The following is a 26,897-nucleotide window of genomic DNA, read 5'->3' on the forward strand; positions in this document are numbered from 1 at the left end:
AGTAGAATGGTTACCCGCGCCACTTTTTTGATAGATACGTGAAAGGAACAACAAGATGGATGACCAGTTAAAACAAAGCGCCCTCGATTTCCACGAATTTCCGGTACCCGGTAAAATCCAGGTTTCTCCAACCAAGCCTCTGGCAACGCAGCGCGACCTGGCGCTGGCCTATTCGCCGGGTGTGGCTGCACCGTGTCTTGAAATTGAAAAGGACCCGCTGGCAGCCTACAAATACACCGCGCGCGGCAACCTGGTTGCGGTTATTTCCAACGGTACAGCGGTGCTGGGTCTCGGCAACATTGGCGCGTTGGCCGGCAAACCGGTGATGGAAGGTAAAGGCGTTCTGTTTAAGAAATTCGCCGGGATCGACGTGTTCGACATTGAAGTCGATGAACTCGATCCGGATAAATTTATCAATGTGGTTGCGGCCCTGGAACCCACGTTTGGCGGTATCAACCTCGAAGATATCAAAGCGCCGGAGTGCTTCTACATTGAGCAAAAACTGCGCGAACGCATGAATATTCCGGTCTTCCACGATGACCAGCACGGTACGGCAATCATCAGTACTGCCGCAATTCTGAACGGTCTGCGGGTGGTTGAGAAAAATATCTCTGACGTGCGCATGGTGGTGTCTGGTGCAGGTGCGGCGGCGATTGCCTGTATGAACCTGCTGGTAGCGCTGGGTATGCAGAAACACAATATTGTGGTCTGTGACTCCAAAGGCGTGATTTACAAAGACCGCGAACCGAACATGGCGGAAACCAAAGCGGCTTACGCGGTGGTGGATGATGGTAAGCGCACGCTGGATGATGTTATTGACGGCGCAGATATTTTCCTCGGCTGCTCGGGCCCGAAAGTGCTGACGCAGGAAATGGTTAAGAAGATGGCGCGTGCGCCAATGATTCTGGCACTCGCCAACCCGGAGCCGGAAATCCTGCCGCCGCTGGCAAAAGAGGTGCGTTCCGACGCCATCATCTGTACCGGTCGTTCAGACTACCCGAACCAGGTTAACAACGTCCTGTGCTTCCCGTTCATCTTCCGCGGTGCGCTGGACGTTGGTGCGACGGCCATCAACGAAGAGATGAAACTGGCGGCGGTGCACGCCATTGCTGAGCTGGCGCATGCCGAGCAGAGTGAAGTGGTGGCCTCTGCTTATGGCGATCAGGACCTGAGCTTCGGCCCGGAATACATCATTCCGAAACCGTTCGACCCGCGTCTGATCGTCAAAATCGCCCCTGCTGTGGCGAAAGCGGCGATGGACTCCGGCGTGGCAACGCGTCCGATTGCCGACTTTGACGCTTACATCGATAAGCTGACTGAATTCGTCTACAAAACCAACCTGTTCATGAAGCCGATTTTCTCCCTGGCACGCAAAGCGCCGAAGCGCGTGGTGCTGACCGAAGGGGAAGAAGCGCGCGTACTGCACGCTACCCAGGAGCTGATCACGTTAGGGCTGGCGAAGCCGATCCTGATCGGTCGTCCAAGCGTTATTGAAATGCGCATCCAGAAACTGGGTCTGCAGATCAAAGCGGGCGTCGATTTTGAAATCGTCAACAATGAGTCCGATCCGCGCTTTAAAGAGTACTGGAGCGAGTACTACCAGATTATGAAGCGTCGTGGGATTACCCAAGAGCAGGCGCAGCGTGCGGTGATCGCCAACACCACGGTGATCGGCGCAATCATGGTACAGCGCGGCGAAGCGGATGCGATGATCTGCGGTACGATTGGCGACTACCATGAGCACTTCAGCGTGGTGAAAGAGGTATTTGGTCATCGCGACGGCGTGCATACTGCCGGGGCGATGAACGCCTTGCTGCTGCCAAGCGGTAACACCTTTATCGCCGATACCTACGTCAACGACGATCCTACGCCTGAGCAACTGGCGGAAATCGCCGTGATGGCGGCAGAGACCGTGCGTCGCTTTGGTATCGAACCGAAGGTGGCGTTGCTGTCGCACTCCAACTTTGGTTCCTCTAACTGTCCGTCGGCCAGCAAAATGCGCGACGCGCTGGAGCTGATTAAGGCGCGCGCGCCAGAGTTGATGATTGACGGCGAAATGCACGGCGACGCCGCGCTGGTGGAAAGCATCCGTAATGACCGCATGCCGGACAGTCCGTTGAAAGGCTCAGCGAATATTCTGGTGATGCCAAATATGGAAGCGGCCCGTATTAGTTACAACTTACTACGCGTTTCCAGTTCTGAAGGCGTAACGGTTGGCCCGGTGCTGATGGGGGTTGCGAAACCTGTTCACGTATTAACGCCGATCGCCTCTGTTCGTCGTATCGTTAATATGGTGGCGCTGGCGGTTGTAGAAGCCCAAACGCAGCCGCTGTAATTTCACTTTAATTTATTTCCGGCGCGGGTTTCTCCCGCGCCTTTTTATTTTCCCTTTCTTAGTGATCTACTTCACCTTTTAAACCTGGTTGCCGAATTTTGTTATTTACTCTGACAAAAAATTGCCACGATGAGGGCAGTTTTAGCGGAGGCGGTGAGCAATGGAAAAAGAACGCATTATTCAGGAATTTGTGCCGGGGAAACAGGTCACGCTGGCGCATCTCATTGCGCACCCCGGCGAGGAATTAGCGAAAAAGATCGGCGTTCCCGAAGCGGGCGCTATCGGCATCATGACGCTGACGCCAGGCGAAACCGCGATGATTGCCGGTGACTTAGCCATGAAGGCGGCGGATGTACATATCGGTTTTCTCGATAGATTCAGCGGCGCACTGGTGATCTACGGTTCGGTAGGCGCAGTAGAAGAAGCGTTATTACAGACGGTAAGCGGTCTGGGTCGATTATTAAATTTCACTTTGTGCAACCTGACAAAAAGTTAATCAGAGGCGGCGATGAAACGTATTGCATTTGTCGGTACGGTGGGGGCGGGGAAAACAACGCTCTTTAATGCGCTACAGGGGAATTATTCCCTCGCCAGAAAAACACAGGCCGTGGAGTTTAATAAAAATGGCGATATCGATACGCCAGGGGAATATTTTAGCCATCCGCGCTGGTATCACGCCTTAATTACCACGCTGCAGGATGTCGATACGTTGATTTATATACACGCGGCAAATGATAAAGAAAGTCGCTTACCTGCCGGGCTGTTGGATATCGGCGCCAGTAAACGACAAATCGCCGTTATCAGTAAAACGGACATGCCGGATGCCGACGTCGCCGCAACGCGACAACTACTTCGCGGGATGGGGTTTCAGGAGCCGATTTTTGAGCTCAATAGCCATGACCCGCGCAGCGTGCAGCACCTGGTGGATTATCTGACTGAGCTCAGCCAAAAGGAGGAAAGGGCAGGTGAAAAAACTCATCACAGCTAATGATATTCGTGCGGCCCACGCACGCGGCGAACAGGAAATGTCGGTTGTTCTGCGCGCCAGCATCATCACCCCGGAGGCGCGCGAAGTTGCGGAGCTGCTGGGCGTTACCATCAGTGAATGCGAGGAATCCGCGTCAACTGCTGCTGTACCGGCGGCGGTTGATGATGGCAAAACGGAAAGCCAGCGCATTCGCGAAACCATCATTGCGCAGTTACCGGAAGGGCAGTTTACCGAAAGCCTGGTCGCCCAGCTGATGGACAAAGTTATGAAGGAGAAGCAGTCGCTGGAACAGGGCGGAATGCAGCCGAGCTTTAACTCGGTAACCGGCAAAGGCGGCGTCAAAGTCATCGACGGCAGCAGCGTGAAGTTTGGTCGTTTTGACGGCGCGCAGCCGCACTGCGTGGGCTTAACCGATCTGGTGACCGACCAGGACGGTAGCAGTATGGCCGCCGGGTTTATGCAGTGGGATAACGCCTTTTTCCCATGGACGCTGAACTACGACGAAATCGACATGATTCTGGAAGGCGAGCTGCACGTTCGCCACGAAGGCGAAACCATGATTGCAAAAGCCGGGGACGTAATGTTTATCCCGAAAGGTTCCAGCATCGAATTTGGTACGCCATCGACGGTGAAGTTTCTGTATGTGGCCTGGCCTGCGAACTGGCAGTCCTGCTAAGGCGGATGTATGAAGGATTTCATTACCGAAGCATGGCTCAGAGCGAATCATACGCTCAGCGAAGGGGCTGAAATTCATCTCCCCGCTGACGCTCGCCTGACGCCGTCTGCCCGGGAATTACTGGAAAGCCGACATCTGCGTATTAAGTTTATCGACGAGCAGGGCAGCCTGTTTATTGATGACGAAGAACAGCAGCCGCAGCCGGTGCATGGATTAACCAGCAGCGATACGCATCCACAGGCCAGCTGCGAACTGTGTCATCAACCGGTGGTGAAGAAACCGGACACCCTGACGCATCTGACGGCGGACAAGATGGTCGCCAAAAGCGATCCGCGTCTGGGATTTCGCGCCGCGCTGGACAGCACCATCGCCCTGGCCGTGTGGTTGCAGATTGAGATGGCAGAACCGTGGCAGCCGTGGCTGGCGGATATCCGCTCGCGCCTGGGCAATATTATGCGCGCTGATGCCATGGATGAGCCGCTGGCAGCACAAGCTGTCGTGGGTTTAAGTGACGAAGATTTACACCGTCTTTCGCATCAACCGCTGCGCTATCTGGACCACGACCATCTGGTGCCGGAGGCCAGCCACGGACGTGATTGCGCGCTGCTTAATTTGCTGCGTACCAAAGTCCGTGAAACGGAGACGGTGGCGGCCCAGGTGTTCATCACTCGCAGTTTTGAGGTTATGCGACCGGACATTATGCAGGCGCTCAATCGCCTTTCCAGTACGGTCTACGTGATGATGATTCTGAGCGTTGCGAAGCATCCGCTGACGGTTAACCAAATTCAACAGCGACTGGGGGAGAAGCAATGATCATTGAACGTGCTCGTCAACTCGCCCAACGCTCACCTGCACGGGTGGTGTTCCCGGATGCGCTGGATGTCCGGGTGCTGAAGGCGGCGAATTACCTGCATCAGCACGGTCTGGCACATCCCATTCTCGTCGCCAGTCCGTTTGCGCTGCGCCAGTTTGCCCTCAGCCACCGGGTGGCAATGGATGGCATTCAGGTTATCGATCCGCAAAGCAATCAGCCAATGCGCGAAGAGTTTGCGCTGCGCTGGCTGGCCCGCGCGGGAGATAAAACGCCTGCGGATGCGCTGGAAAAACTCAACGATCCGCTGATGTTCGCCGCTGCAATGGTCAGCGCGGGTAAAGCTGACGTCTGTATTGCGGGCAATCTCTCATCAACAGCGAACGTGCTGCGTGCCGGATTACGCATTATCGGGCTACAGCCTGGCTGTAAAACGCTGTCGTCAATTTTCCTGATGCTGCCGCAGTACCTTGGGCCGTCATTAGGCTTTGCCGATTGCAGCGTCGTACCGCAGCCCACCGCCGCACAGTTGGCGGATATTGCGATTGCCAGCGCACAGACATGGCAGGCGATCACTGGTGAAGAGCCGCGCGTCGCCATGCTGTCGTTTTCAAGCAATGGCAGTGCTCGCCATCCTAACGTCGCTAACGTGCAGCAGGCGACCGAGATCGTTCGTGAGCGTGCCCCGCAGCTTACCGTGGACGGAGAACTGCAATTTGATGCCGCCTTTGTTCCGGATGTCGCTGCGCAAAAAGCGCCAGCCAGTCCGTTAAAGGGCAATGCCAATGTGATGGTCTTCCCATCGCTGGAGGCAGGCAATATTGGCTACAAAATCGCTCAGCGTCTGGGAGGGTATCGCGCAGTAGGTCCGTTGATTCAAGGGCTTGCCGCACCGCTTCATGATCTCTCTCGTGGCTGTAGCGTACAGGAAATTATCGAACTGGCGTTGGTGGCAGCAGTGCCGCGCCAGACTGACATGAGTCGTGAAAACGCCTCACAAACACTGGTTGTTTAGGTCCCGTTCTGGACCCCTTAATGAGAGGAAAACACAATGGAAGCATTAGGAATGATTGAAACCCGGGGCCTGGTTGCACTGATTGAGGCTTCTGACGCAATGGTTAAAGCGGCACGCGTGAAACTGGTTGGCGTGAAGCAGATCGGTGGCGGTCTGGTCACTGCCATGGTCCGTGGCGACGTAGCGGCATGTAAAGCTGCAACGGACGCAGGTGCTGCGGCAGCACAGCGTATTGGCGAGCTGGTTTCAGTACACGTGATCCCACGTCCGCACGGCGATCTGGAAGAAGTGTTCCCGATCAGCTTTAAAGGCGACAGCAACGACATGTAAGTCGTCCATGTGACGCCACAGACTTCATTGCTGGCGTCACCCTCTCTCCTTTTCACATTACCTTCTGCGGAGGGTAGGGGGAGGTTTTACCTGAAATATGCCACGGAGGCGCGTATGAAACTGGCAATCGTTACAGGACAAATTGTTTGTACCGTACGCCATCAGGGGCTCGCGCACGACAAGTTGCTGATGGTGGAAATGATTGACGCCCAGGGAAATCCCGATGGGCAATGTGCTGTTGCTATCGACAGCATCGGGGCGGGAACCGGAGAGTGGGTGCTGCTGGTCAGCGGAAGCTCCGCCCGTCAGGCGCACCGGAATGAATCATCGCCTGTCGATCTGTGCGTGATTGGCATTGTCGATGAAGTGGTGGCAGGTGGTCAGGTGATCTTCCATAAATAAGGCAGAAAATCATGAATCAACAGGATATTGAACAGGTCGTGAAAGCGGTACTGCTGAAAATGAAAGACAGCAGCCAACCCGTCAGTGCCGTTCAAGAAATGGGCGTTTTTGCCTCCCTGGATGACGCAGTGGCGGCAGCAAAACTGGCCCAGCAGGGGCTGAAAAGCGTCGCCATGCGCCAACTGGCTATCACGGCTCTACGTGAGGCGGGCGAAAAGCACGCCAGAGAATTAGCGGAACTTGCCGTCACTGAAACCGGCATGGGACGTGTCGAAGATAAATTTGCCAAAAACGTGGCGCAGGCGCGCGGCACGCCGGGTGTGGAATGCCTGTCTCCACAGGTTCTGACCGGCGATAACGGTCTGACGCTGATTGAAAACGCGCCGTGGGGCGTGGTGGCCTCGGTAACCCCATCCACCAACCCGGCCGCGACCGTCATTAACAACGCCATCAGCCTGATTGCCGCTGGTAACAGCGTGGTTTTCGCACCGCATCCGGCGGCGAAAAAAGTCTCTCAGCGCGCTATCACTCTGCTTAACCAGGCGGTGGTTGCCGCAGGCGGTCCGGCAAACCTGTTGGTGACGGTTGCCAACCCGGATATCGAGACTGCCCAGCGTCTGTTCAAGTACCCAGGTATCGGCCTGCTGGTGGTGACCGGTGGTGAAGCCGTAGTGGACGCCGCGCGTAAGCACACCAACAAACGTCTGATTGCCGCTGGTGCGGGTAATCCGCCAGTGGTGGTTGATGAAACGGCTGACCTGGCACGCGCGGCGCAGTCGATAGTCAAAGGTGCATCGTTTGACAACAACATCATCTGCGCCGACGAAAAAGTGCTGATCGTGGTCGATAGCGTCGCTGATGAACTGATGCGTCTGATGGAAAGCCAGCATGCGGTGAAACTGACCGCGGCTCAAGCCGAACAGCTGCAGCCGGTGCTGCTGAAAAATATCGATGAGCGCGGTAAAGGCACAGTCAGTCGTGACTGGGTCGGGCGCGATGCCGGAAAAATCGCTGCGGCGATTGGTCTGAACGTACCGGAGCAAACCCGTCTGTTATTCGTCGAAACCTCCGCGACGCATCCGTTTGCCGTTACCGAACTGATGATGCCGGTGCTGCCGGTCGTACGGGTTGCCAACGTCGATGAAGCCATTGAACTGGCGGTCAAGCTGGAAGGCGGCTGCCACCATACGGCGGCGATGCACTCACGCAATATCGAAAATATGAACCGTATGGCAAACGCCATTGATACCAGCATCTTCGTTAAGAACGGACCGTGCATTGCCGGTCTTGGACTGGGCGGTGAAGGCTGGACCACGATGACCATTACCACACCAACCGGGGAAGGGGTGACCAGTGCGCGTACGTTTGTGCGTCTGCGTCGCTGTGTGTTGGTAGACGCCTTCAGAATTGTATAAGGAGTAAATGAGATGGCGCACGACGAACAACGTTGGTTGACACCCAGACTGCTAAAAGCGGCAACGCTATGTAACCAGACGCCCGCAAAGAGCGATTCACCGCTGTGGTTGGGCATTGATTTGGGAACGTGTGATGTGGTGTCGATGGTTGTGGACAGTGACGGACAGCCGGTCGCGGTTTGCCTGGACTGGGCCGATGTCGTGCGCGATGGCATCGTCTGGGATTTCTTTGGTGCGGTGACCATCGTTCGTCGCCATCTCGATACGCTCGAACAACAGCTGGGTTGCCGTTTTACCCATGCGGCAACCTCGTTTCCACCGGGAACTGACCCACGCATCTCTATTAACGTGCTGGAGTCTGCCGGGCTTGAAGTGAGCCATGTCCTCGACGAACCAACCGCGGTGGCGGATCTGTTGCAGCTTGATAACGCCGGAGTGGTGGATATTGGTGGTGGCACTACCGGGATTGCAATTGTTAAACAGGGAAAAGTGACTTACTCCGCTGATGAAGCGACCGGCGGGCACCATATCTCTCTGACGCTGGCCGGGAACCGTCGTATCCAGTTGGAGGAAGCCGAGCAGTACAAGCGCAGCAATGGCAAAGAAATCTGGCCGGTGGTGAAGCCTGTCTACGAAAAGATGGCAGAAATCGTGGCGCACCATATTGCCGGACAGAGTGTCGCTGATTTGTGGCTGGCGGGTGGCTCCTGTATGCAGCCGGGCGTTGATGAACTGTTCCGTAAGCGTTTCCCGGAACTGCAGGTGCATTTACCCCAGCACAGCCTGTTTATGACTCCGCTGGCGATTGCAAACAGCGGAAAAGAAAAAGCGGAAGGAATCTATGCAAGCTGAATTGCAGACCGCGCTCTTTCAGGCATTCGATACCCTGAATCTGCAACGCGTAAAAACGTTTAGCGTTCCCCCGGTTACGTTATGTGGACTGGGAGCGCTCAGTACCTGCGGACAGGAAGCACAAACGCGCGGACTGACGCATATGTTCGTCATGGTTGACAGCTTTCTGCATCAGGCGGGGATGACCGCCGCACTGGAGCGCAGCCTGGCGATGAAAGGTGTGGCAATGACGCTGTGGCCATGTCCGGTAGGTGAACCGTGCATTACGGACGTCTGCGCGGCAGTCGCGCAACTGCGTGAATCAAAGTGCGACGGCGTCGTGGCTTTCGGTGGCGGTTCCGTGCTGGATGCCGCCAAGGCAGTGGCGTTGCTGGTGACCAATCCTACCCAGACGCTGGCTGACATGGACGAGCGTAGCGTGTTACGCCCGCGTCTGCCGCTGATTGCCGTACCGACTACCGCCGGAACGGGCTCAGAAACCACGAACGTCACGGTGATTATTGACGCCGCGACCGGACTCAAAAAAGTGCTGGCCCACGCAACTCTGATGCCGGATGTGGCGATCCTTGACGCCGCATTGACGGAAGGCGTGCCTGCACACGTAACGGCGATGACCGGGATTGATGCATTGACGCACGCCGTTGAAGCGTATAGCGCACTGAACGCGACGCCGTTTACCGACAGCCTGGCGATTGGCGCGATAGCGATGATCGGTAAATCGCTGCCGAAGGCCGTCGGCTACGGTCAGGATCTGGCTGCGCGCGAAAGCATGCTGCTGGCTTCCTGTATGGCCGGGATGGCGTTTTCCAGCGCTGGGCTTGGCCTGTGCCATGCGATGGCGCACCAGCCGGGGGCGACGTTGCACATTCCACACGGACAGGCTAACGCCATGCTGCTTCCTACGGTAATGGGGTTCAACCGCATGGTGTGTCGTGAGCGCTTCAGCCATATCGGACGCGCGTTAACCAACAAGAAATCGGACGATCGTGATGCTATCAACGCGGTCAGCGAGTTGATTAGCGAAGTGGGCCAGACCAAACGACTCTCTGACGTTGGGGCAAAGCCCGAGCAGTACAGCGCATGGGCTCACGCCGCGCTGGAGGATATTTGTATTCGCAGTAACCCACGCACCGCCACGCAGACACAGATCATCGACCTGTACGCGGCTGCCGGGTAATGCCTGTAGGCCGGATAAGGTGCTCGCACCGCCATCCGGCAATAACACGGCGTTAATGCCGGAGGCGACGTAAACGTCTTATCCGGCCTACAAATCACAAATGACAGGGAGTAGGGGCTATGGGAATTAACGAAATCATCATGTACATCATGATGTTCTTTATGCTGATTGCCGCCGTGGACAGGATCCTGTCGCAGTTCGGCGGTTCGGCACGCTTCCTCGGGAAGTTCGGTAAGAGTATTGAGGGATCGGGCGGCCAGTTTGAAGAAGGTTTTATGGCGATGGGCGCGCTGGGCCTGGCGATGGTCGGTATGACCGCGCTGGCACCGGTTCTGGCGCATGTGCTCGGGCCAGTAATTATTCCGCTGTATGAAATGTTGGGCGCGAACCCGTCGATGTTTGCCGGAACGCTGCTGGCGTGCGATATGGGTGGCTTCTTCCTGGCGAAAGAACTGGCGGGCGGCGACGTTGCGGCGTGGCTGTACTCTGGCCTGATCCTCGGGGCGATGATGGGGCCGACGCTGGTCTTCTCCATTCCGGTTGCGCTGGGGATTATTGAACCGTCTGACCGTCGTTATCTGGCGCTGGGCGTGCTGGCGGGTATTGTCACCATTCCAATTGGTTGTATTGCGGGCGGTTTGATTGCGATGTACTCCGGCGTCGAAATCAACGGACAGCCGGTGGAATTCACCTTCGCGCTGATCCTGATGAATATGATCCCGGTGTTGATCGTGGCTGTGCTGGTGGCGCTGGGACTGAAATTCATCCCGGAAAAAATGATCAACGGCTTCCAGATCTTCGCGAAATTCCTGGTGGCGCTGATCACCATCGGCCTGGCAGCAGCGGTGGTTAAATTCCTGCTCGGCTGGGAGCTGATCCCAGGTCTTGATCCTATCTTCATGGCTCCGGGCGACAAGCCGGGTGAAGTGATGCGCGCCATCGAAGTTATCGGTTCTATTTCCTGCGTACTGCTCGGTGCGTACCCAATGGTACTGCTGCTGACTCGCTGGTTTGAAAAACCGCTGATGAGTGTCGGTAACCTGTTAAAAATCAATAATATTGCGGCTGCCGGCATGGTCGCGACGCTGGCGAACAACATCCCAATGTTCGGCATGATGAAGAATATGGATACCCGCGGCAAAGTGATCAACTGCGCCTTTGCGGTCTCCGCGGCCTTTGCATTGGGTGACCACTTAGGCTTCGCCGCTGCCAACATGAACGCGATGATCTTCCCGATGATTGTCGGCAAGTTGATTGGCGGCGTGACGGCGATTGGTGTGGCTATGCTGTTGGTACCGAAAGATGAAGATGTGCCAGCAGAAGTAGAAACCAACCCGGAGGCGCAATCGTGAATACTCGCCAGCTACTGAGCGTCGGTATCGATATCGGCACCACTACCACTCAGGTGATTTTCTCGCGCCTTGAACTGGTTAACCGTGCGGCAGTGTCGCAGGTGCCGCGCTACGAATTCATCAAACGCGAAATTAGCTGGCAAAGCCCGGTGTTCTTTACCCCCGTTGATAAGCAGGGCGGGTTGAAAGAGGCCGAACTTAAGGCGCTGATCCTCGCCCAGTATCAGGCGGCGGGTATTGCGCCTGAGACTGTCGATTCCGGCGCGATCATCATCACCGGAGAAAGTGCCAAAACCCGCAATGCGCGACCGGCGGTGATGGCGCTCTCTCAGTCGCTGGGGGATTTTGTGGTGGCCAGCGCCGGTCCGCATCTGGAATCGGTGATTGCCGGTCACGGTGCGGGGGCACAAACCCTGTCCGAGCAGAAGTTGTGCCGCGTACTGAATATCGACATCGGTGGCGGTACGTCGAACTACGTTCTGTTCGATGCCGGAAAGGTCAGCGGTTCGGCTTGCCTCAACGTCGGCGGACGATTGCTGGAAACGGACGGCCAGGGGCGCGTTGTGCATGCGCATCAGCCGGGACAGATGATTGTTGATGACGTATTTGGTCCGGGCACCGACGCCCGAACCCTCAATGCGGTGCAGCTTGTTCAGGTAGCCCGACGGATGGCGGCGCTGATTGTGGAGGTGATTGACGGCACGTTATCACCGCTGGCGCAGGCGCTGATGCAAACCGGCCTGTTACCGGCGGGCGTGAAGCCGGAAGTGATTACGTTGTCCGGCGGGGTGGGCGAATGCTACCGCAACCAACCTGCCGATCCATTCTGTTTTTCCGACATTGGCCCGCTGTTAGCGACGGCGCTGCATGAACATCCGCGCCTGCGTGAGATGAACGTGCAGTTCCCGGCGCAAACCGTGCGCGCCACGGTGATTGGCGCCGGTGCGCATACGCTGTCGCTTTCGGGCAGCACTATCTGGCTGGAAGGTGTGGCGCTTCCGCTGCGCAATCTGCCGGTGGCGATTCCGGTTGATGAGGCTGATTTGGTGGCCGCCTGGCAACAGGCGCTAATGCAGCTCGATCTTGACCCGCAAACAGACGCCTACGTGCTGGCGCTGCCCGGTTCACTGCCGGTGCGCTACGCCGCGCTGTTAACGGTGATTGATGCGCTGCTGGCCTTCGTCGCGCGCTATCCGAATCCGCATCCCCTGCTGGTGGTAGCCGAGCAGGATTTTGGTAAGGCCCTGGGCATGCTGTTACGCCCACAGTTACAGCAACACCCGCTGGCAGTCATCGATGAGGTGGTTGTCCGGGCGGGGGACTATATCGACATTGGTACGCCTCTTTTTGGCGGATCGGTTGTGCCGGTGACGGTGAAATCACTCGCATTTCCTTCCTGAGGGAACGACTTATGAAACTAAAGACCACATTGTTCGGCAATGTTTATCAGTTTAAGGATGTTAAAGAGGTGCTGGCAAAAGCCAACGAACTGCGTTCGGGGGATGTGCTGGCAGGAGTGGCTGCAACCAGTTCGCAGGAGCGCGTGGCGGCCAAGCAGGTACTGTCGGAAATGACGGTGGCGGATATCCGCAATAACCCGGTGATTTCCTATGAAGAGGACTGTGTAACGCGTCTGATTCAGGATGACGTCAACGAAACGGCATATAACCGTATCAAAAACTGGAGTATCAGCGAGCTGCGCGAGTACGTGCTGAGCGATGAAACCTCCGTTGATGACATTGCGTTTACGCGCAAAGGGTTAACGTCGGAAGTGGTCGCTGCGGTAGCAAAAATCTGCTCTAACGCGGACCTGATCTACGGCGGTAAGAAAATGCCGGTGATCAAAAAGGCCAATACCACCATCGGTCTGCCGGGCACCTTCAGCTGCCGTTTACAGCCGAACGACACCCGTGATGACGTGCAGAGTATTGCGGCACAAATCTACGAAGGGCTGTCCTTCGGGGCGGGCGATGCGGTGATTGGTGTTAACCCGGTAACGGATGACGTGGAAAACTTAAGCCGCGTACTGGATACCGTGTACGGCGTTATCGACAAATTCAACATCCCGACCCAGGGCTGCGTACTGGCACACGTGACTACCCAGATCGAAGCGATTCGTCGCGGTGCGCCGGGCGGGCTGATTTTCCAGAGTATCTGCGGTAGCGAAAAAGGCTTAAAAGAGTTTGGCGTTGAGCTGGCCATGCTGGATGAAGCGCGTGCAGTGGGCGCTGAGTTCAACCGTATCGCCGGGGAAAACTGCCTGTACTTCGAAACCGGGCAAGGGTCTGCGCTTTCCGCGGGCGCGAACTTCGGCGCCGATCAGGTGACGATGGAAGCGCGTAACTACGGGCTGGCACGTCACTACGATCCGTTCCTGGTGAACACCGTGGTGGGCTTTATCGGGCCGGAGTATCTCTACAACGACCGTCAGATTATTCGCGCGGGTCTGGAAGATCACTTTATGGGCAAGCTGAGCGGCATCTCGATGGGCTGCGACTGCTGCTACACCAACCATGCTGATGCTGACCAGAACCTTAACGAAAACCTGATGATTCTGCTCGCCACCGCTGGCTGCAACTACATCATGGGCATGCCGCTCGGTGACGACATCATGCTCAACTATCAGACCACCGCCTTCCACGACACCGCGACCGTGCGTCAGCTGCTGAACCTGCGTCCGTCGCCGGAGTTTGAACGTTGGCTGGAAACCATGGGCATTATGGCAAACGGTCGCCTGACCAAACGGGCGGGCGATCCGTCACTGTTCTTCTGATGACGCGGGGATGACACACGATGGATCAAAAACAGATTGAAGAAATTGTACGCAGCGTAATGGCGTCAATGGGTGAGTCTCAACCGCAGGCTCAAGAACCGTCAGCACCAGCAAAATGCAGCACCACGCAGTGCGCCGCGCCGACCGGTGAAAGCTGCGCGATGGACTTAGGCTCAGCCGAAGCCAAAGCATGGATTGGCGTAGAGAATCCGCACCGTGCAGAGGTGTTGACTGAACTTCGCCGTAGCACCGCTGCGCGTGTATGTACCGGTCGTGCCGGTCCTCGTCCGCGTACCCAGGCGCTGCTGCGTTTCCTGGCTGACCACTCACGTTCGAAAGATACGGTATTGAAAGAAGTACCGGAAGAGTGGGTAAAAGCCCAGGGGCTGCTGGAAGTGCGCTCGGAAATCAGCGACAAAAACCTGTATCTGACGCGTCCGGACATGGGGCGTCGTCTGAGTGCGGAAGCCATTGAAGCACTGAAATCACAGTGTGTAATGAATCCGGATGTGCAGGTGATTATTTCTGATGGCCTGTCTACCGACGCGATTACCGCCAACTACGAAGAGATCCTGCCGCCGCTGTTGTCGGGCTTAAAACAGGCTGGATTGAAAGTCGGGACGCCGTTCTTTGTTCGCTATGGGCGCGTGAAAATCGAAGATCAGATCGGCGAACTGCTGGGTGCAAAAGCGGTAATCCTGCTGGTTGGTGAACGTCCGGGCCTCGGTCAGTCGGAAAGTCTTTCTTGCTACGCCGTCTATTCGCCGCGTGTGGCAACCACCGTTGAGGCTGACCGTACCTGCATCTCGAACATTCACCAGGGCGGTACGCCTCCGGTTGAAGCGGCAGCAGTAATTGTGGATTTGGCCAAGCGCATGCTGGAGCAAAAAGCATCCGGCATCAATATGACCCGTTAAGGAGGCATCATGCCAGCATTAGATTTGATTAGACCTTCAGTCACCGCGATGCGCGTGATTGCCTCGGTTAATGACGGTTTTGCCCGCGAACTTAAGTTGCCGCCACATATACGTAGCCTCGGACTCATCACAGCAGATTCTGATGACGTGGCGTATATTGCCGCAGACGAAGCGACAAAACAGGCAATGGTCGAAGTGGTTTATGGCCGCTCGCTGTATGCCGGTGCGGCGCACAGTCCTTCTCCAACATCGGGCGAAGTGCTGATTATGCTCGGTGGACCAAACCCGGCCGAAGTTCGCGCGGGTCTGGACGCGATGGTGGCCAATATTGAAAGCGGGGCGGCATTCCAGTGGGCGAATGACGCAGAAGATACCGCCTTCCTGGCGCATGTGGTTTCGCGTACCGGTTCGTATCTCTCCGCAACCGCGGGATGCCGACTGGGTGATCCGATGGCGTATCTGGTAGCTCCGCCGCTGGAAGCGACATTTGGTATTGATGCCGCGCTGAAATCTGCCGATGTACAACTGGTGACCTATGTACCACCGCCGTCAGAAACTAACTATTCAGCCGCGTTTTTGACCGGTAGCCAGGCCGCTTGTAAAGCCGCATGTAACGCCTTTACCGATGCCGTTCTGGATATTGCCCGTAATCCAATCCAGCGCGCGTAAGAGAGGTAGTGATGATCAATGCACTGGGATTACTGGAAGTGGATGGCATGGTGGCTGCCGTGGACGCGGCCGATGCCATGCTGAAAGCCGCGAACGTGCGTCTGCTTAGCCACGAAGTGCTCGATCCTGGTCGGCTGACGCTGGTGGTGGAAGGCGATCTGGCGGCATGCCGGGCAGCGCTGGATGCTGGCAGTGCAGCCGCAGCGCGTACGGGCCGTGTTATCAGCCGTAAGGAAATAGGCCGGCCGGACGATGACACCCAGTGGCTGATCGGCGGTTTTAAACGCCAGCCGAAGAAACCTGAACAGAAGCCAGAAGCGAAAACAGAAGTGAAACCAGAGAAGACACAGGACGCCCCAGTGACGTCTGAATCCTCTGCCCAACTTCTGACGCTGTTAGCATCGGTCCGTCAAGGAATGACGGCAGGGGAAGTGGCTGCCCACTTTGGCTGGTCACTTGATGAAGCCAGAAATGCGCTGGAACAGCTCTTTTCTGATGGAGCGTTGCGTAAACGCAGTAGTCGCTACCGCTTAAAAAATTAACTTGTCGGAGGGCCGGGGGCTTCGTTGAAGCTTCCGGCTTAAAAGATCATGAAAAAGAACCGTACTGCAAACTTGCACCATCTTTATCATGAAGTATTACCCGAAGACGTTAAACTGACGCCGAAAGTGGAAGTGGACAACGTTCACCAACGGCGAACAACGGATGTGTATGAGCATGCGCTGACGATTACCGCCTGGCAGCAGATCTACGACCAGTTGCATCCGGGAAAATTTCATGGCGAGTTCACGGAAATCCTGCTCGATGATATTCAGGTGTTCCGTGAATACACCGGACTGGCGCTGCGTCAGTCGTGCCTTGTCTGGCCAAACTCATTTTGGTTTGGCATTCCGGCCACGCGCGGCGAGCAGGGATTTATTGGTACCCAGTGTTTGGGTAGCGCTGAAATTGCCACCCGCCCAGGCGGGACGGAGTTTGAACTGAGTACGCCGGATGATTACACCATTTTGGGTGTCGTCATTTCGGAAGAGGCCATTGCTCGTCAGGCCAACTTCCTGCATAACCCGGAAAGGGTGTTGCATATGCTGCGCAATCAGTCGGCGCTGGAAGTTAAAGAACAACACAAAGCCGCGCTATGGGGCTTTGTGCAGCAGGCGCTGGCGACGTTTAGTGAGAATCCTGAAAACCTTCACCAACCCGCGGTGCGTAAAGTGTTGGGGGATAACCTGCTGCTGGCGATGGGCACCATGCTGGAAGAAGCGCAGCCGATTATGACTGCGGAGAGCATCAGCCATCAGAGTTATCGTCGCTTGCTGTCGCGTGCGCGCGAATATGTGCTGGAAAATATGTCAGAGCCGCTGACCGTGCTCGACTTATGCAATCAACTGCACGTTAGCCGCCGGACGTTGCAAAACGCCTTTCACGCGATCCTCGGTATTGGCCCGAATGCATGGTTGAAACGTATTCGCCTGAACGCCGTGCGCCGTGAGTTGATAAGCCCATGGTCGCAGAGTGCGACGGTGAAAGACGCCGCCATGCAGTGGGGATTCTGGCATTTAGGGCAATTTGCCACCGACTACCAGCAGCTGTTTGCGGAGAAACCATCGTTGACGCTGCATCAGCGTATGCGCCAGTGGGCATGATGAGACTATTGTGCCGGATGCGACGCTAACGCGTCTTATCCGGCCTACGGGGTTGCCGTTGTTGTAGGCCTGATAAGCGTAGCGCCATCAGGCAATTACACCCAGTCGCGGACCTGAATAAACTCGCTAAGGGCAGCTTCCGGGCTGTTTGCTTCCGGCTGCCAGTCATACTCCCAGCGTACCAGCGGCGGCATCGACATCAGAATCGATTCCGTGCGTCCGCCGGTTTGCAAACCGAACAACGTGCCGCGATCCCACACCAGATTAAATTCCACATAGCGCCCACGACGATAAAGCTGGAAATTACGCTCGCGCTCGCCCCAGCTCATCATTTTGCGGCGTTCGACGATGGGCAGATACGCCTCGGTGTAACCTTGACCTACTGCCTGCATAAAAGCGAAGCAGTGGTCGAAATCAGGGGTATTCAAATCATCGAAAAACAGCCCGCCAATGCCGCGCTGCTCGTTGCGGTGCTTGAGGAAGAAGTAGTCATCGCACCACTTTTTGTAACGTGGATAAACGTCATCGCCAAACGGCTGGCACAGATCCCGCGCCGTGCGATGCCAGTGAACCGCATCCTCATCAAAGCCGTAGTAGGGCGTTAAGTCAAAGCCGCCGCCAAACCACCACACGGGATCGGCCCCCGGTTTTTCCGCGATAAAAAACCGTACGTTGGCATGGCTGGTTGGAATGTAGGGATTCTGCGGGTGCACCACCAGCGAGACGCCCATCGCTTCAAAGCTGCGCCCGGCAAGCTCCGGGCGATGCGCGGTAGCTGAGGCCGGCATAGCATCGCCGTGGACGTGAGAGAAATTAACGCCTGCTTGCTCGAAAATACCGCCGTTACGCAACACCCGACTGCGCCCGCCGCCGCCCGCTTCGCGTTGCCAGTTATCCTCAACAAATTCGCTGCCGTCTACGGTGGATAACTGCTGACAAATCTCCTCCTGCAGGCTGAGCAGGAACTGTTTTACGCGCTGTGCATCGGGCTTCATGGTTAACGTTTCTTCGAGTGGGCTTTCTGGTTATCAAACCAGTGGAAATAGCTGATGATGCCATTGGCGATAGCGGTGGCGATTTTCTGACGAAACGCCGCCGTACCCAGCAATCGTTCTTCTTCCGGGTTGGTGATGAACGAGGTTTCGACCAGGACCGACGGAATCGAAGGTGATTTTAGCACCACGAAGGCGGCCTGTTCCGTGCTGCGACTGTGCAGACGGTGTACCGGCTTGATCTTCTTAAGAATATGCGAGCCTAACGTCAGGCTGTTTTTTATGGTGTCAGTTTGCACCAGATCGAACAGCACCTGCTGCAACAAATGATCTTTGTCAGTGGCCTTCTTTCCGGCGACTTCATCGGCCCGGTTTTCACGATCGGACAGATATTTCGCCATGGCGCTACTGGCGCCGCGATTGGATAAGGCAAAGACCGAAGCACCTGCAGCGCTCGGATTGGTAAAACCGTCGGCGTGGATCGACATGAACAGATCGGCACCATGCTTGTGGGCGATCTCGACGCGATCGTAGAGCGGAATAAACGTATCGCCGGAGCGGGTCAGGCGTGCATCAATCCCTTGGTTGCGTAGGATCGAGCGCACGTTTTTGGCAATAGCTAACACAACGTGCTTTTCTTTCGAGCCGTTGCGACCAATTGCGCCGGTATCAATCCCTCCGTGCCCCGGATCAAGGACAACAACGCGCTTAGCACCGGATTTTTTCGCTTTCGGTTTGCTGTGTCCATTGCTGGTCTTTAGCGCTTCTTCTTTAGCGATGGCTTGTGACATGCCTGACAGCGTCAGGGCGGCCAGCCCGGCTTTCAGCACCTGGCGGCGCGATGTGAGTGTTTTTAGTGGTTTAAAAGTGCTCATACGGCCTGAGTTGTAAAAAAAAGGTTCTAAACGTTATATCGTATCGCGTAGTCCGTTGCGACGGATCGAGATAAGAATTGTTTTACTTTTCATTTCAATACGTGACAATTCCGTATTATGCCATTTTTTCCGCCGCTTCGCGTCAGATATTGGCTAAATCAGCCGTTCGCGCCATAATCGCTTTTTAACGTCCTGAAAAGGTACCCAATACCATGGAAATACGCGTTTTTCGCCAGGAAGATTTCGAAGAGGTGATTACCCTCTGGGAGCGTTGTGATTTGCTGCGTCCATGGAACGACCCCGAAATGGACATCGAACGTAAAGTCAATCATGACGTCAGCTTGTTCCTCGTTGCTGAAGTGAACGGCGAGGTGGTCGGCACGGTGATGGGCGGATACGACGGGCATCGCGGTTCCGCCTATTACCTGGGCGTGCATCCTGAGTTTCGCGGACGCGGTATTGCCAATGCGCTGCTCAACCGGCTGGAGAAAAAGCTCATTGCCCGCGGTTGTCCGAAGATTCAAATCATGGTGCGTGACGATAACGACGTCGTACAGGGCATGTATGAACGTCTGGGCTATGAACATGCGGATGTACTCAATCTGGGCAAGCGTTTGATCGAAGATGAAGAGTACTGAGTTTCATCCGGCCGACTATGATGGTCATGGGCGTCTGCGCCTGCCTTTTCTCTTCTGGTGCGTACTGCTGTTGCAGGCACGCACCTGGGTTTTGTTTGTGATTGCCGGTTCTTCCCGTGAGCAGGGCAACACCTTGCTGAATCTGTTTTATCCCGATCATGACGCATTCTGGCTGGGGTTGCTTCCCGGCGTTCCCGCCGTGTTGGCGTTTTTACTCAGCGGGCGACGCTTTGCGTTTCCGGTGATCTGGCGCTGGCTGCGCGGATTATTGATTCTCGCTCAACTAGTGCTGCTGTGCTGGCAGCCGGTGATGTGGCTGGCAGGCGATCCGCTCAATGGCGTCGGACTGGCGCTGCTGGTGGCGGATATTGTCGCGCTGATCTGGCTGTTAACCAATCAACGTCTGCGCGCCTGTTTTTCCCTTGAGAAAGAATAACGGCACTTTTTGGGGAAACCGGACTCCAAGCAACGTTGATAAATAAGGAAGGAAGTGAAATGAAATCACTGCGTTTGACTTTATGCGCGATGCCGCTGCTACTGGCCGGGTGTTCAACGTTGTCCTCGGTGAACTGGTCTGCCGCCAATCCGTGGAACTGGTTTGGTTCTTCAACGCAGGTCACAGAGCAGGGCGTCGGAGCGTTAACGGGCGCTACGCCGCTGGATGAAAAAGCCATTGCTGATGCGCTGGACGGTGATTACCGCCTGCGTAGCGGAATGAAGACCGATAACGGTAATGTGGTGCGCTTCTATGAAGCGATGAAAGACGACAAGCTGGCGATAGTCATCAACGGCAGCCAGGGAACCATCAGTCGTATTGATATATTAGATCACGATATTTCGTCAGCCGCGGGTGTCGAAATCGGTACACCGTTTAGCGACCTTTACACTAAAGCTTTCGGTAATTGCCAAAAAGCAACCGGCGATGACAGCGCGGGCGTTGAGTGTAAAGCTGAGGGAAGTCAACATATTAGCTATATTTTTTCCGGTGAATGGAGCGGGCCTGAGGATATAATGCCGTCTGACGACACGCTGAAAGCGTGGAAAGTAAGCAAAATTATCTGGCGGCGTTAATTTGCGTCTGAACAAATCGGCTTGTTAAAAAAACAGGTAGAATAGCGCCCATCAATGCCACGATGTCGTGGCATCTTTTTTTCAGGAGGAACAATGTCTCAGGTTCAGAGTGGCATTTTGCCAGAACATTGCCGTGCGGCGATTTGGATTGAAGCCAATGTTAAAGGCGACGTTGAGGCCCTGCGTGCGGCCAGCAAAACCTTCGCCGATAAGCTGGCGACCTTTGAAGCTAAGTTCCCGGATGCGCATCTGGGCGCGGTTGTCGCTTTTGGCAACAATACCTGGCGTGCATTGAGCGGCGGCGTTGGTGCTGAAGAGTTAAAAGACTTTATCCCTTACGGTAAAGGTCTGGCACCAGCAACCCAATATGACGTGTTGATCCATATTCTCTCTTTGCGTCATGACGTGAATTTCTCCGTTGCGCACGCGGCAATGGAAGCATTTGGCGACTGTATTGAAGTCAAAGAAGAAATCCACGGTTTCCGTTGGGTCGAAGAGCGCGATCTCAGCGGCTTTGTTGACGGTACGGAAAATCCGGCAGGCGAAGAAACGCGCCGTGAAGTTGCCGTTATCAAAGATGGCGTGGATGCCGGTGGCAGCTATGTGTTTGTACAGCGTTGGGAACATAACCTGAAGCAGCTTAATCGCATGAGCATCCATGACCAGGAAATGATGATTGGTCGCACCAAGGAAGCCAACGAAGAGATTGACGGTGATGACCGTCCGGTCACCTCTCACCTGAGCCGTGTTGACCTCAAAGAAGACGGTAAAGGGCTGAAAATTGTGCGCCAGAGCCTGCCATACGGTACTGCCAGCGGCACGCATGGTCTCTATTTCTGCGCCTACTGCGCTCGTCTGCACAACATTGAACAACAATTGCTGAGCATGTTTGGTGACACTGACGGTAAGCGTGATGCGATGCTGCGCTTCACCAAACCGGTAACCGGCGGCTATTACTTTGCACCGTCGCTGGACCGTTTAATGGCGCTGTAATGGTGAGCTGATCCTGTTATCGGCCACGAAATAGACATCCCCGCATCGTCGGGGATTTTTTTTACCTGAGATTAACCTGATTTAGTGAGCTATTCCTCAGCACTAATTTGTTATTGCTGTATCTTCTGCGTGAATGAAGCGAAGGCTTCATATTCAAAAGGAGAATATTGAAATGGGAAAACTCACGGGCAAAACAGCATTGATTACGGGCGCATCTCAGGGTATTGGCGAGGGTATCGCCAGAACGTTTGCCCGCCATGGTGCGAACTTAATCCTGCTGGATATCTCCGATGAGATTGAAAAACTGGCGGATGAGTTGGCTGGGCGTGGGCACCGTTGCACAGCCGTTCACGCTGACGTCAGAGATTTTGCGTCGGTCAAGGAAGCGGTGACGCGCGCGAAGCAGATTGAAGGCAAAATCGATATTCTGGTGAACAATGCCGGCGTATGCCGCCTCGGCAACTTCCTTGATATGAGCGATGAAGATCGCGATTTTCACATTGATATCAACATTAAAGGCGTCTGGAACGTGACGAAAGCCGTTCTGCCGGAGATGATTGCGCGCAAAGATGGGCGCATCGTGATGATGTCATCGGTGACCGGCGATATGGTTGCTGACCCGGGCGAAACGGCCTACGCGCTGTCGAAAGCCGCGATCATCGGTTTGACCAAATCCCTGGCGGTAGAATATGCGCAGTCCGGCATTCGCGTGAATGCCATTTGCCCTGGCTACGTTCGTACGCCGATGGCGGAAAGCATTGCGCGTCAGTCTAACCCGGAAGATCCTGAATCCGTTTTAGTCGAAATGGCTAAAGCGATCCCGATGCGTCGTCTGGCCTGCCCGCTTGAGGTCGGTGAACTGGCGGCGTTCCTGGCATCGGATGAGTCCAGTTATTTAACTGGCACGCAAAACGTGATTGATGGCGGCAGCACTTTGCCTGAAAGCGTAAGCGTCGGCGTCTGATTGATGCCGGTCTCCTCCCCATGTGCTGGGGAGGAGGTACCCCTTATTCTCTTTTCAACTTTCAAATCATCAAACGGTATATAAAACCGTTACTCCTTTAGCACTGGTTATAAATATGATGACCATAAGAAAGTCATTTAATTTATAAGGGTGCGCAATGGCCGTTAACTTACTGAAAAAAAGAACACTGACGCTGGCAGCCATGCTGTTGCTGGTGGGGCAGGCGCAGGCAACGGAACTGCTGAACAGTTCATACGATGTTTCCCGCGAGCTGTTTGCCGCCCTTAATCCGCCGTTTGAACAGCAATGGGCGAAGGATAACGGCGGCGACAAACTGACGATTAAACAATCTCATGCCGGGTCATCAAAACAGGCGTTGGCGATTTTGCAGGGGCTGAAAGCTGACGTCGTGACCTATAACCAGGTGACCGACGTGCAGATCCTGCATGACAAAGGCAAGCTGATCCCTGCCGACTGGCAAAGCCGCCTGCCGAATAACAGTTCGCCATTCTATTCCACCATGGCGTTTTTGGTGCGTAAGGGCAACCCGAAGAATATCCATGAATGGAACGATCTGGTTCGCCCGGACGTGAAGCTGATTTTCCCGAACCCGAAAACCTCCGGTAACGCACGCTATACCTATCTGGCAGCGTGGGGCGCGGCAGATAAAGCGGACGGTGGGGATAAAGCTAAAACCGAACAGTTCATGACCCAGTTTCTGAAAAACGTGGAAGTATTTGATACCGGCGGTCGTGGTGCAACTACCACCTTCGTGGAGCGCGGTCTGGGCGACGTACTGATTACCTTTGAATCGGAAGTGAACAATATCCGTAAACAGTATGAAGACCAGGGCTTCGAAGTGGTGGTGCCGAAGGTCAACATTCTGGCGGAGTTCCCGGTGGCCTGGGTAGATAAAAATGTGCAGGCCAACGGTACTGAAAAAGCGGCGAAAGCTTACCTGAACTGGCTGTACAGCCCGCAGGCGCAAACCATCATTACCGATTTCTACTACCGCGTGAATAACCCACAGGTAATGGACAAGCTGAAAGATAAATTCCCGCAGACCGAATTGTTCCGTGTGGAAGATAAGTTTGGCTCGTGGCCTGAAGTGATGAAAACACATTTTGTCAGCGGCGGTGAGCTGGACAAACTGCTGGCGGCGGGGCGTAAGTAAATGTTTGCTGTTTCTTCCCGACGCGTGCTGCCCGGCTTCACTTTGAGCCTGGGCACCAGCTTACTGTTTGTCTGCCTGATATTGCTGCTGCCGCTGAGCGCGCTGGTGATGCAACTGGCGCAAATGAGCTGGGCGCAATACTGGGATGTGATTACCAATCCGCAGGTGGTGGCGGCTTATAAAGTGACGCTGCTGTCGGCGTTTGTGGCGTCGATTTTTAACGGCGTGTTCGGTTTGCTGATGGCGTGGATATTAACCCGCTATCGCTTTCCGGGCCGTACGCTGTTGGATGCGCTGATGGACCTGCCGTTTGCACTGCCTACGGCGGTGGCAGGTCTGACGCTGGCGTCACTGTTTTCGGTTAATGGCTTCTACGGCGAGTGGCTGGCGAAGCTGGATATCAAGGTGACCTACACCTGGCTCGGTATCGCGGTAGCGATGGCCTTTACCAGCATTCCGTTTGTGGTGCGTACTGTGCAACCAGTACTGGAAGAGTTAGGCCCGGAATATGAAGAAGCCGCTGAAACACTCGGTGCTACGCGCTGGCAAAGTTTCCGTAAAGTAGTGCTGCCGGAGCTGTCTCCCGCGCTGGTGGCGGGCGTTGCGCTGTCGTTTACCCGCAGCCTCGGTGAGTTTGGCGCGGTTATTTTTATCGCCGGAAACATCGCATGGAAGACGGAAGTGACCTCGCTGATGATTTTTGTTCGCTTGCAGGAGTTTGACTACCCGGCCGCCAGCGCGATTGCTTCTGTGATCCTCGGGGCTTCGTTGTTGCTGCTGTTTTCAATTAACACTCTGCAAAGTCGCTTTGGTCGACGTGTGGTAGGTCACTGATGGCAGACATTACCCAATTGAAACGCTATGGCGCACCCCGCATCAACTGGGGGAAATGGTTCCTGATCGGCACGGGCATGCTGGTCTCCGCGTTTATTTTGCTGGTGCCGATGATTTACATCTTCGTGCAGGCGTTTAGCAAGGGATTAATGCCGGTATTACAGAATCTGGCGGACCCGGACATGCTGCATGCCATCTGGCTGACGGTGCTGATTGCGCTGATTGCGGTGCCGGTGAACCTGGTGTTTGGCGTGTTGCTGGCCTGGCTGGTGACCCGCTTTAACTTCCCCGGACGCCAACTATTGCTGACGTTGCTGGATATTCCATTTGCTGTCTCGCCGGTGGTTGCCGGCCTGGTCTATCTGCTGTTTTACGGCTCTAACGGCCCGCTTGGCGGATGGCTGGATGAGCATAACCTGCAAATTATGTTTGCCTGGCCGGGGATGGTGCTGGTGACAGTGTTCGTGACCTGTCCGTTTGTGGTGCGTGAGCTGGTGCCGGTGATGTTAAGCCAGGGTAGCAATGAAGATGAAGCGGCTGTGCTGCTTGGCGCGTCCGGCTGGCAGATGTTCCGCCGCGTGACGCTGCCGAATATCCGTTGGGCATTGCTGTACGGTGTGGTGTTGACCAACGCCCGTGCGATTGGTGAGTTTGGCGCGGTGTCAGTGGTTTCCGGCTCGATTCGCGGCGAAACCTTATCGCTGCCGCTACAGATTGAATTACTGGAGCAGGACTACAACACGGTCGGCTCCTTTACCGCCGCGGCGCTATTAACGCTGATGGCGATTATTACCCTGTTTTTGAAGAGCATGTTGCAATGGCGTCTGGAGAACCAGGAGAAACGCGCGCAGCAGGAGGAAAATCATGAGCATTGAGATTTCCAATATTAAGAAGTCTTTTGGTCGCACCCAGGTGCTGAACGATATCTCGCTGGATATTCCTTCAGGTCAGATGGTTGCGCTGCTGGGGCCGTCTGGCTCGGGCAAAACCACGCTGCTGCGCATTATTGCCGGGCTGGAGCATCAGTCCAGCGGGCATATCCGTTTTCACGGTACCGACGTTAGCCGATTGCACGCCCGCGACCGTAAGGTGGGGTTCGTGTTCCAGCACTATGCGCTGTTTCGTCATATGACCGTTTTCGACAATATCGCGTTTGGTCTGACGGTCCTGCCACGGCGTGAGCGCCCGAATGCGGCGGCCATCAAAGCAAAAGTGACCAAACTGCTGGAAATGGTTCAACTGGCTCATCTGGCGGACCGTTTTCCGGCACAGCTCTCCGGCGGCCAAAAACAGCGCGTGGCGTTGGCGCGTGCGCTGGCGGTAGAGCCGCAGATCCTGCTGCTCGACGAGCCGTTTGGCGCGCTTGATGCGCAGGTGCGTAAAGAACTGCGTCGCTGGCTGCGCCAGCTGCATGAAGAGCTGAAGTTTACCAGCGTGTTTGTGACCCACGACCAGGAAGAAGCAACGGAAGTCGCAGACCGCGTGGTGGTGATGAGCCAGGGGCATATCGAACAGGCTGATGCGCCAGATCAGGTATGGCGCGAACCGGCTACCCGTTTTGTTCTGGAATTTATGGGTGAGGTTAACCGCCTGCAGGGGACGATTCGCGGTGGGCAATTCCACGTGGGCGCACACCGCTGGCCGCTGGGTTATACGCCAGGCTATCAGGGACCGGTGGATTTGTTCCTGCGTCCGTGGGAAGTGGACGTGAGCCGTCGTACCAGCCTGGATTCGCCGTTGCCGGTACAGGTGCTGGAAGCCAGCCCGAAAGGACACTACACCCAATTAGTTGTGCAACCCCTGGGGTGGTACAACGAGCCGCTGACGGTCATCATGCAGGGCGATGATTCCCCAAGCCGCGGCGAACGTTTGTTTGTCGGGCTGCAAAATGCGCGTCTGTATAACGGCGACCAGCGTATTGAAACGCGGGAAGAGGAACTTGCCCTGGCGCAAAGCGCCTGATAGGTTAATTCGTATAGTTATCATCCGGTGGCGCTGTGC

The 26,897-nt window shown here is 55.5% G+C and carries 29 protein-coding genes; 27 read left to right on the forward strand and 2 right to left on the reverse strand.

Translation table 11 applies throughout. From position 1 onward, the window contains the following. Positions 1-55: 55 nt before the first annotated feature. The 18 genes from maeB (at position 56) to eutR (ending at position 17,355) form a co-directional block, all read left to right on the forward strand. Positions 56-2,335: an NADP-dependent oxaloacetate-decarboxylating malate dehydrogenase gene (gene maeB, locus OGX94_RS12455; RefSeq protein WP_003835063.1), complete on the forward strand. Its 2,280-nt coding sequence runs from the start codon at positions 56-58 to the stop codon at positions 2,333-2,335. A gap of 160 nt (positions 2,336-2,495) precedes the next feature. Next, complete coding sequence (gene eutS / locus OGX94_RS12460; protein ID WP_003037995.1) at positions 2,496-2,831, forward strand: ethanolamine utilization microcompartment protein EutS; 336 nt, start codon at positions 2,496-2,498, stop codon at positions 2,829-2,831. A 12-nt stretch (positions 2,832-2,843) separates the two neighbouring features. After that, positions 2,844-3,323, forward strand: a complete 480-nt coding sequence (gene eutP, locus OGX94_RS12465; RefSeq protein ID WP_257661769.1) for an ethanolamine utilization acetate kinase EutP — start codon at positions 2,844-2,846, stop codon at positions 3,321-3,323. Continuing rightward, entirely contained in the window at positions 3,301-3,999 is a 699-nt protein-coding gene (gene eutQ / locus OGX94_RS12470) for an ethanolamine utilization acetate kinase EutQ (RefSeq protein ID WP_003835059.1), read from the forward strand. Before eutP ends, eutQ begins: the two co-directional genes overlap by 23 nt. 9 nt (positions 4,000-4,008) lie before the next feature. Further along, positions 4,009-4,812 carry an ethanolamine utilization cob(I)yrinic acid a,c-diamide adenosyltransferase EutT gene (gene eutT, locus OGX94_RS12475; protein ID WP_063941691.1) on the forward strand — a complete coding sequence of 268 codons (804 nt, stop codon included), beginning with the start codon at positions 4,009-4,011 and terminating at the stop codon, positions 4,810-4,812. Continuing rightward, the gene (gene pta, locus OGX94_RS12480) at positions 4,809-5,825 is read left to right on the forward strand and encodes a phosphate acetyltransferase (RefSeq protein WP_257661771.1); all 1,017 of its coding nucleotides are present in this window, start codon (positions 4,809-4,811) and stop codon (positions 5,823-5,825) included. Before eutT ends, pta begins: the two co-directional genes overlap by 4 nt. A 36-nt stretch (positions 5,826-5,861) precedes the next feature. Further along, complete coding sequence (eutM, locus tag OGX94_RS12485) at positions 5,862-6,155, forward strand: ethanolamine utilization microcompartment protein EutM (protein ID WP_003835054.1); 294 nt, start codon at positions 5,862-5,864, stop codon at positions 6,153-6,155. Between the two features lie 114 nt (positions 6,156-6,269). Then, positions 6,270-6,557 (forward strand): ethanolamine utilization microcompartment protein EutN, encoded by a 288-nt coding sequence (gene eutN / locus OGX94_RS12490; protein ID WP_003038011.1) that lies wholly within the window; start codon positions 6,270-6,272, stop codon positions 6,555-6,557. A gap of 11 nt (positions 6,558-6,568) precedes the next feature. Continuing rightward, positions 6,569-7,972 (forward strand): aldehyde dehydrogenase family protein, encoded by a 1,404-nt coding sequence (locus OGX94_RS12495; protein WP_003835050.1) that lies wholly within the window; start codon positions 6,569-6,571, stop codon positions 7,970-7,972. Between the two features lie 12 nt (positions 7,973-7,984). Further along, the gene (eutJ, locus tag OGX94_RS12500; RefSeq protein WP_063941690.1) at positions 7,985-8,824 is read left to right on the forward strand and encodes an ethanolamine utilization protein EutJ; all 840 of its coding nucleotides are present in this window, start codon (positions 7,985-7,987) and stop codon (positions 8,822-8,824) included. Further along, positions 8,814-10,001: an ethanolamine utilization ethanol dehydrogenase EutG gene (gene eutG / locus OGX94_RS12505; protein ID WP_148361673.1), complete on the forward strand. Its 1,188-nt coding sequence runs from the start codon at positions 8,814-8,816 to the stop codon at positions 9,999-10,001. The genes eutJ and eutG overlap by 11 nt, the downstream gene beginning before the upstream one ends. Positions 10,002-10,120: 119 nt before the next feature. Then, positions 10,121-11,353, forward strand: a complete 1,233-nt coding sequence (gene eutH / locus OGX94_RS12510) for an ethanolamine utilization protein EutH (RefSeq protein ID WP_003835043.1) — start codon at positions 10,121-10,123, stop codon at positions 11,351-11,353. Beyond that, a complete protein-coding gene (eutA, locus tag OGX94_RS12515) occupies positions 11,350-12,753 on the forward strand; it encodes an ethanolamine ammonia-lyase reactivating factor EutA (protein WP_257661772.1) in 1,404 nt (467 codons plus the stop codon). The genes eutH and eutA overlap by 4 nt, the downstream gene beginning before the upstream one ends. Before the next feature lie 11 nt (positions 12,754-12,764). Then, on the forward strand, positions 12,765-14,126 hold the full coding sequence (gene eutB, locus OGX94_RS12520) for an ethanolamine ammonia-lyase subunit alpha (RefSeq protein ID WP_003038029.1): 1,362 nt from the start codon (positions 12,765-12,767) through the stop codon (positions 14,124-14,126). Positions 14,127-14,146: 20 nt separating this feature from the next. Then, positions 14,147-15,043, forward strand: a complete 897-nt coding sequence (gene eutC, locus OGX94_RS12525; RefSeq protein WP_008785418.1) for an ethanolamine ammonia-lyase subunit EutC — start codon at positions 14,147-14,149, stop codon at positions 15,041-15,043. A 9-nt stretch (positions 15,044-15,052) separates the two neighbouring features. After that, complete coding sequence (gene eutL, locus OGX94_RS12530; protein ID WP_063941688.1) at positions 15,053-15,712, forward strand: ethanolamine utilization microcompartment protein EutL; 660 nt, start codon at positions 15,053-15,055, stop codon at positions 15,710-15,712. Positions 15,713-15,723: 11 nt separating this feature from the next. Beyond that, complete coding sequence (gene eutK, locus OGX94_RS12535; protein ID WP_003835033.1) at positions 15,724-16,254, forward strand: ethanolamine utilization microcompartment protein EutK; 531 nt, start codon at positions 15,724-15,726, stop codon at positions 16,252-16,254. Positions 16,255-16,302: 48 nt separating this feature from the next. Next, on the forward strand, positions 16,303-17,355 hold the full coding sequence (gene eutR / locus OGX94_RS12540; RefSeq protein ID WP_003835032.1) for an HTH-type transcriptional regulator EutR: 1,053 nt from the start codon (positions 16,303-16,305) through the stop codon (positions 17,353-17,355). A gap of 95 nt (positions 17,356-17,450) precedes the next feature. Here the strand turns inward: eutR and hemF are convergent, their stop codons facing one another. Continuing rightward, a complete protein-coding gene (gene hemF, locus OGX94_RS12545) occupies positions 17,451-18,350 on the reverse strand; it encodes an oxygen-dependent coproporphyrinogen oxidase (RefSeq protein WP_003835030.1) in 900 nt (299 codons plus the stop codon). A gap of 2 nt (positions 18,351-18,352) precedes the next feature. Continuing rightward, positions 18,353-19,222 carry an N-acetylmuramoyl-L-alanine amidase AmiA gene (gene amiA / locus OGX94_RS12550; RefSeq protein ID WP_003038046.1) on the reverse strand — a complete coding sequence of 290 codons (870 nt, stop codon included), beginning with the start codon at positions 19,220-19,222 and terminating at the stop codon, positions 18,353-18,355. Between the two features lie 212 nt (positions 19,223-19,434). On the opposite strand from amiA, the gene OGX94_RS12555 reads away from it, so the two are divergent. The 9 genes from OGX94_RS12555 to cysA all read left to right on the forward strand — a co-directional run bounded on the left by OGX94_RS12555 (position 19,435) and on the right by cysA (position 26,858). After that, positions 19,435-19,860: a GNAT family acetyltransferase gene (locus OGX94_RS12555; protein WP_003038048.1), complete on the forward strand. Its 426-nt coding sequence runs from the start codon at positions 19,435-19,437 to the stop codon at positions 19,858-19,860. Next, on the forward strand, positions 19,847-20,296 hold the full coding sequence (locus tag OGX94_RS12560; protein ID WP_003835027.1) for a DUF2919 domain-containing protein: 450 nt from the start codon (positions 19,847-19,849) through the stop codon (positions 20,294-20,296). The genes OGX94_RS12555 and OGX94_RS12560 overlap by 14 nt, the downstream gene beginning before the upstream one ends. A 59-nt stretch (positions 20,297-20,355) precedes the next feature. Next, complete coding sequence (locus tag OGX94_RS12565; protein ID WP_003835025.1) at positions 20,356-20,931, forward strand: RpoE-regulated lipoprotein; 576 nt, start codon at positions 20,356-20,358, stop codon at positions 20,929-20,931. A gap of 93 nt (positions 20,932-21,024) precedes the next feature. After that, positions 21,025-21,924: a porphyrinogen peroxidase gene (yfeX, locus tag OGX94_RS12570; RefSeq protein ID WP_286569343.1), complete on the forward strand. Its 900-nt coding sequence runs from the start codon at positions 21,025-21,027 to the stop codon at positions 21,922-21,924. A 172-nt stretch (positions 21,925-22,096) separates the two neighbouring features. Continuing rightward, positions 22,097-22,888 (forward strand): SDR family oxidoreductase UcpA, encoded by a 792-nt coding sequence (gene ucpA, locus OGX94_RS12575; protein ID WP_003835020.1) that lies wholly within the window; start codon positions 22,097-22,099, stop codon positions 22,886-22,888. A 157-nt stretch (positions 22,889-23,045) separates the two neighbouring features. Then, positions 23,046-24,062 (forward strand): thiosulfate/sulfate ABC transporter substrate-binding protein CysP, encoded by a 1,017-nt coding sequence (gene cysP, locus OGX94_RS12580; protein ID WP_003835019.1) that lies wholly within the window; start codon positions 23,046-23,048, stop codon positions 24,060-24,062. Next, on the forward strand, positions 24,063-24,896 hold the full coding sequence (gene cysT / locus OGX94_RS12585) for a sulfate/thiosulfate ABC transporter permease CysT (protein ID WP_003038061.1): 834 nt from the start codon (positions 24,063-24,065) through the stop codon (positions 24,894-24,896). After that, entirely contained in the window at positions 24,896-25,771 is an 876-nt protein-coding gene (gene cysW, locus OGX94_RS12590; RefSeq protein ID WP_003038064.1) for a sulfate/thiosulfate ABC transporter permease CysW, read from the forward strand. The genes cysT and cysW overlap by 1 nt, the downstream gene beginning before the upstream one ends. Then, positions 25,761-26,858, forward strand: a complete 1,098-nt coding sequence (gene cysA, locus OGX94_RS12595; protein WP_286569347.1) for a sulfate/thiosulfate ABC transporter ATP-binding protein CysA — start codon at positions 25,761-25,763, stop codon at positions 26,856-26,858. The genes cysW and cysA overlap by 11 nt, the downstream gene beginning before the upstream one ends. Positions 26,859-26,897: the final 39 nt, after the last annotated feature.

The sequence above is a fragment of the Citrobacter sp. Cpo037 genome (genome assembly GCF_030332945.1).
GTDB classification, from domain to species: domain Bacteria; phylum Pseudomonadota; class Gammaproteobacteria; order Enterobacterales; family Enterobacteriaceae; genus Citrobacter; species Citrobacter portucalensis.

Coding starts and splice junctions, on each gene's coding strand:
- maeB (WP_003835063.1), top strand. CDS start 56: ATGGATGACCAGTTAAAACAAAGCGCCCTCGATTTCCACGAATTTCCG.
- eutS (WP_003037995.1), top strand. CDS start 2,496: ATGGAAAAAGAACGCATTATTCAGGAATTTGTGCCGGGGAAACAGGTC.
- eutP (WP_257661769.1), top strand. CDS start 2,844: ATGAAACGTATTGCATTTGTCGGTACGGTGGGGGCGGGGAAAACAACG.
- eutT (WP_063941691.1), top strand. CDS start 4,009: ATGAAGGATTTCATTACCGAAGCATGGCTCAGAGCGAATCATACGCTC.
- pta (WP_257661771.1), top strand. CDS start 4,809: ATGATCATTGAACGTGCTCGTCAACTCGCCCAACGCTCACCTGCACGG.
- eutM (WP_003835054.1), top strand. CDS start 5,862: ATGGAAGCATTAGGAATGATTGAAACCCGGGGCCTGGTTGCACTGATT.
- eutN (WP_003038011.1), top strand. CDS start 6,270: ATGAAACTGGCAATCGTTACAGGACAAATTGTTTGTACCGTACGCCAT.
- OGX94_RS12495 (WP_003835050.1), top strand. CDS start 6,569: ATGAATCAACAGGATATTGAACAGGTCGTGAAAGCGGTACTGCTGAAA.
- eutJ (WP_063941690.1), top strand. CDS start 7,985: ATGGCGCACGACGAACAACGTTGGTTGACACCCAGACTGCTAAAAGCG.
- eutG (WP_148361673.1), top strand. CDS start 8,814: ATGCAAGCTGAATTGCAGACCGCGCTCTTTCAGGCATTCGATACCCTG.
- eutH (WP_003835043.1), top strand. CDS start 10,121: ATGGGAATTAACGAAATCATCATGTACATCATGATGTTCTTTATGCTG.
- eutB (WP_003038029.1), top strand. CDS start 12,765: ATGAAACTAAAGACCACATTGTTCGGCAATGTTTATCAGTTTAAGGAT.
- eutC (WP_008785418.1), top strand. CDS start 14,147: ATGGATCAAAAACAGATTGAAGAAATTGTACGCAGCGTAATGGCGTCA.
- eutL (WP_063941688.1), top strand. CDS start 15,053: ATGCCAGCATTAGATTTGATTAGACCTTCAGTCACCGCGATGCGCGTG.
- eutK (WP_003835033.1), top strand. CDS start 15,724: ATGATCAATGCACTGGGATTACTGGAAGTGGATGGCATGGTGGCTGCC.
- eutR (WP_003835032.1), top strand. CDS start 16,303: ATGAAAAAGAACCGTACTGCAAACTTGCACCATCTTTATCATGAAGTA.
- hemF (WP_003835030.1), bottom strand. CDS start 18,350: ATGAAGCCCGATGCACAGCGCGTAAAACAGTTCCTGCTCAGCCTGCAG.
- amiA (WP_003038046.1), bottom strand. CDS start 19,222: ATGAGCACTTTTAAACCACTAAAAACACTCACATCGCGCCGCCAGGTG.
- OGX94_RS12555 (WP_003038048.1), top strand. CDS start 19,435: ATGGAAATACGCGTTTTTCGCCAGGAAGATTTCGAAGAGGTGATTACC.
- OGX94_RS12560 (WP_003835027.1), top strand. CDS start 19,847: ATGAAGAGTACTGAGTTTCATCCGGCCGACTATGATGGTCATGGGCGT.
- OGX94_RS12565 (WP_003835025.1), top strand. CDS start 20,356: ATGAAATCACTGCGTTTGACTTTATGCGCGATGCCGCTGCTACTGGCC.
- yfeX (WP_286569343.1), top strand. CDS start 21,025: ATGTCTCAGGTTCAGAGTGGCATTTTGCCAGAACATTGCCGTGCGGCG.
- ucpA (WP_003835020.1), top strand. CDS start 22,097: ATGGGAAAACTCACGGGCAAAACAGCATTGATTACGGGCGCATCTCAG.
- cysP (WP_003835019.1), top strand. CDS start 23,046: ATGGCCGTTAACTTACTGAAAAAAAGAACACTGACGCTGGCAGCCATG.
- cysT (WP_003038061.1), top strand. CDS start 24,063: ATGTTTGCTGTTTCTTCCCGACGCGTGCTGCCCGGCTTCACTTTGAGC.
- cysW (WP_003038064.1), top strand. CDS start 24,896: ATGGCAGACATTACCCAATTGAAACGCTATGGCGCACCCCGCATCAAC.
- cysA (WP_286569347.1), top strand. CDS start 25,761: ATGAGCATTGAGATTTCCAATATTAAGAAGTCTTTTGGTCGCACCCAG.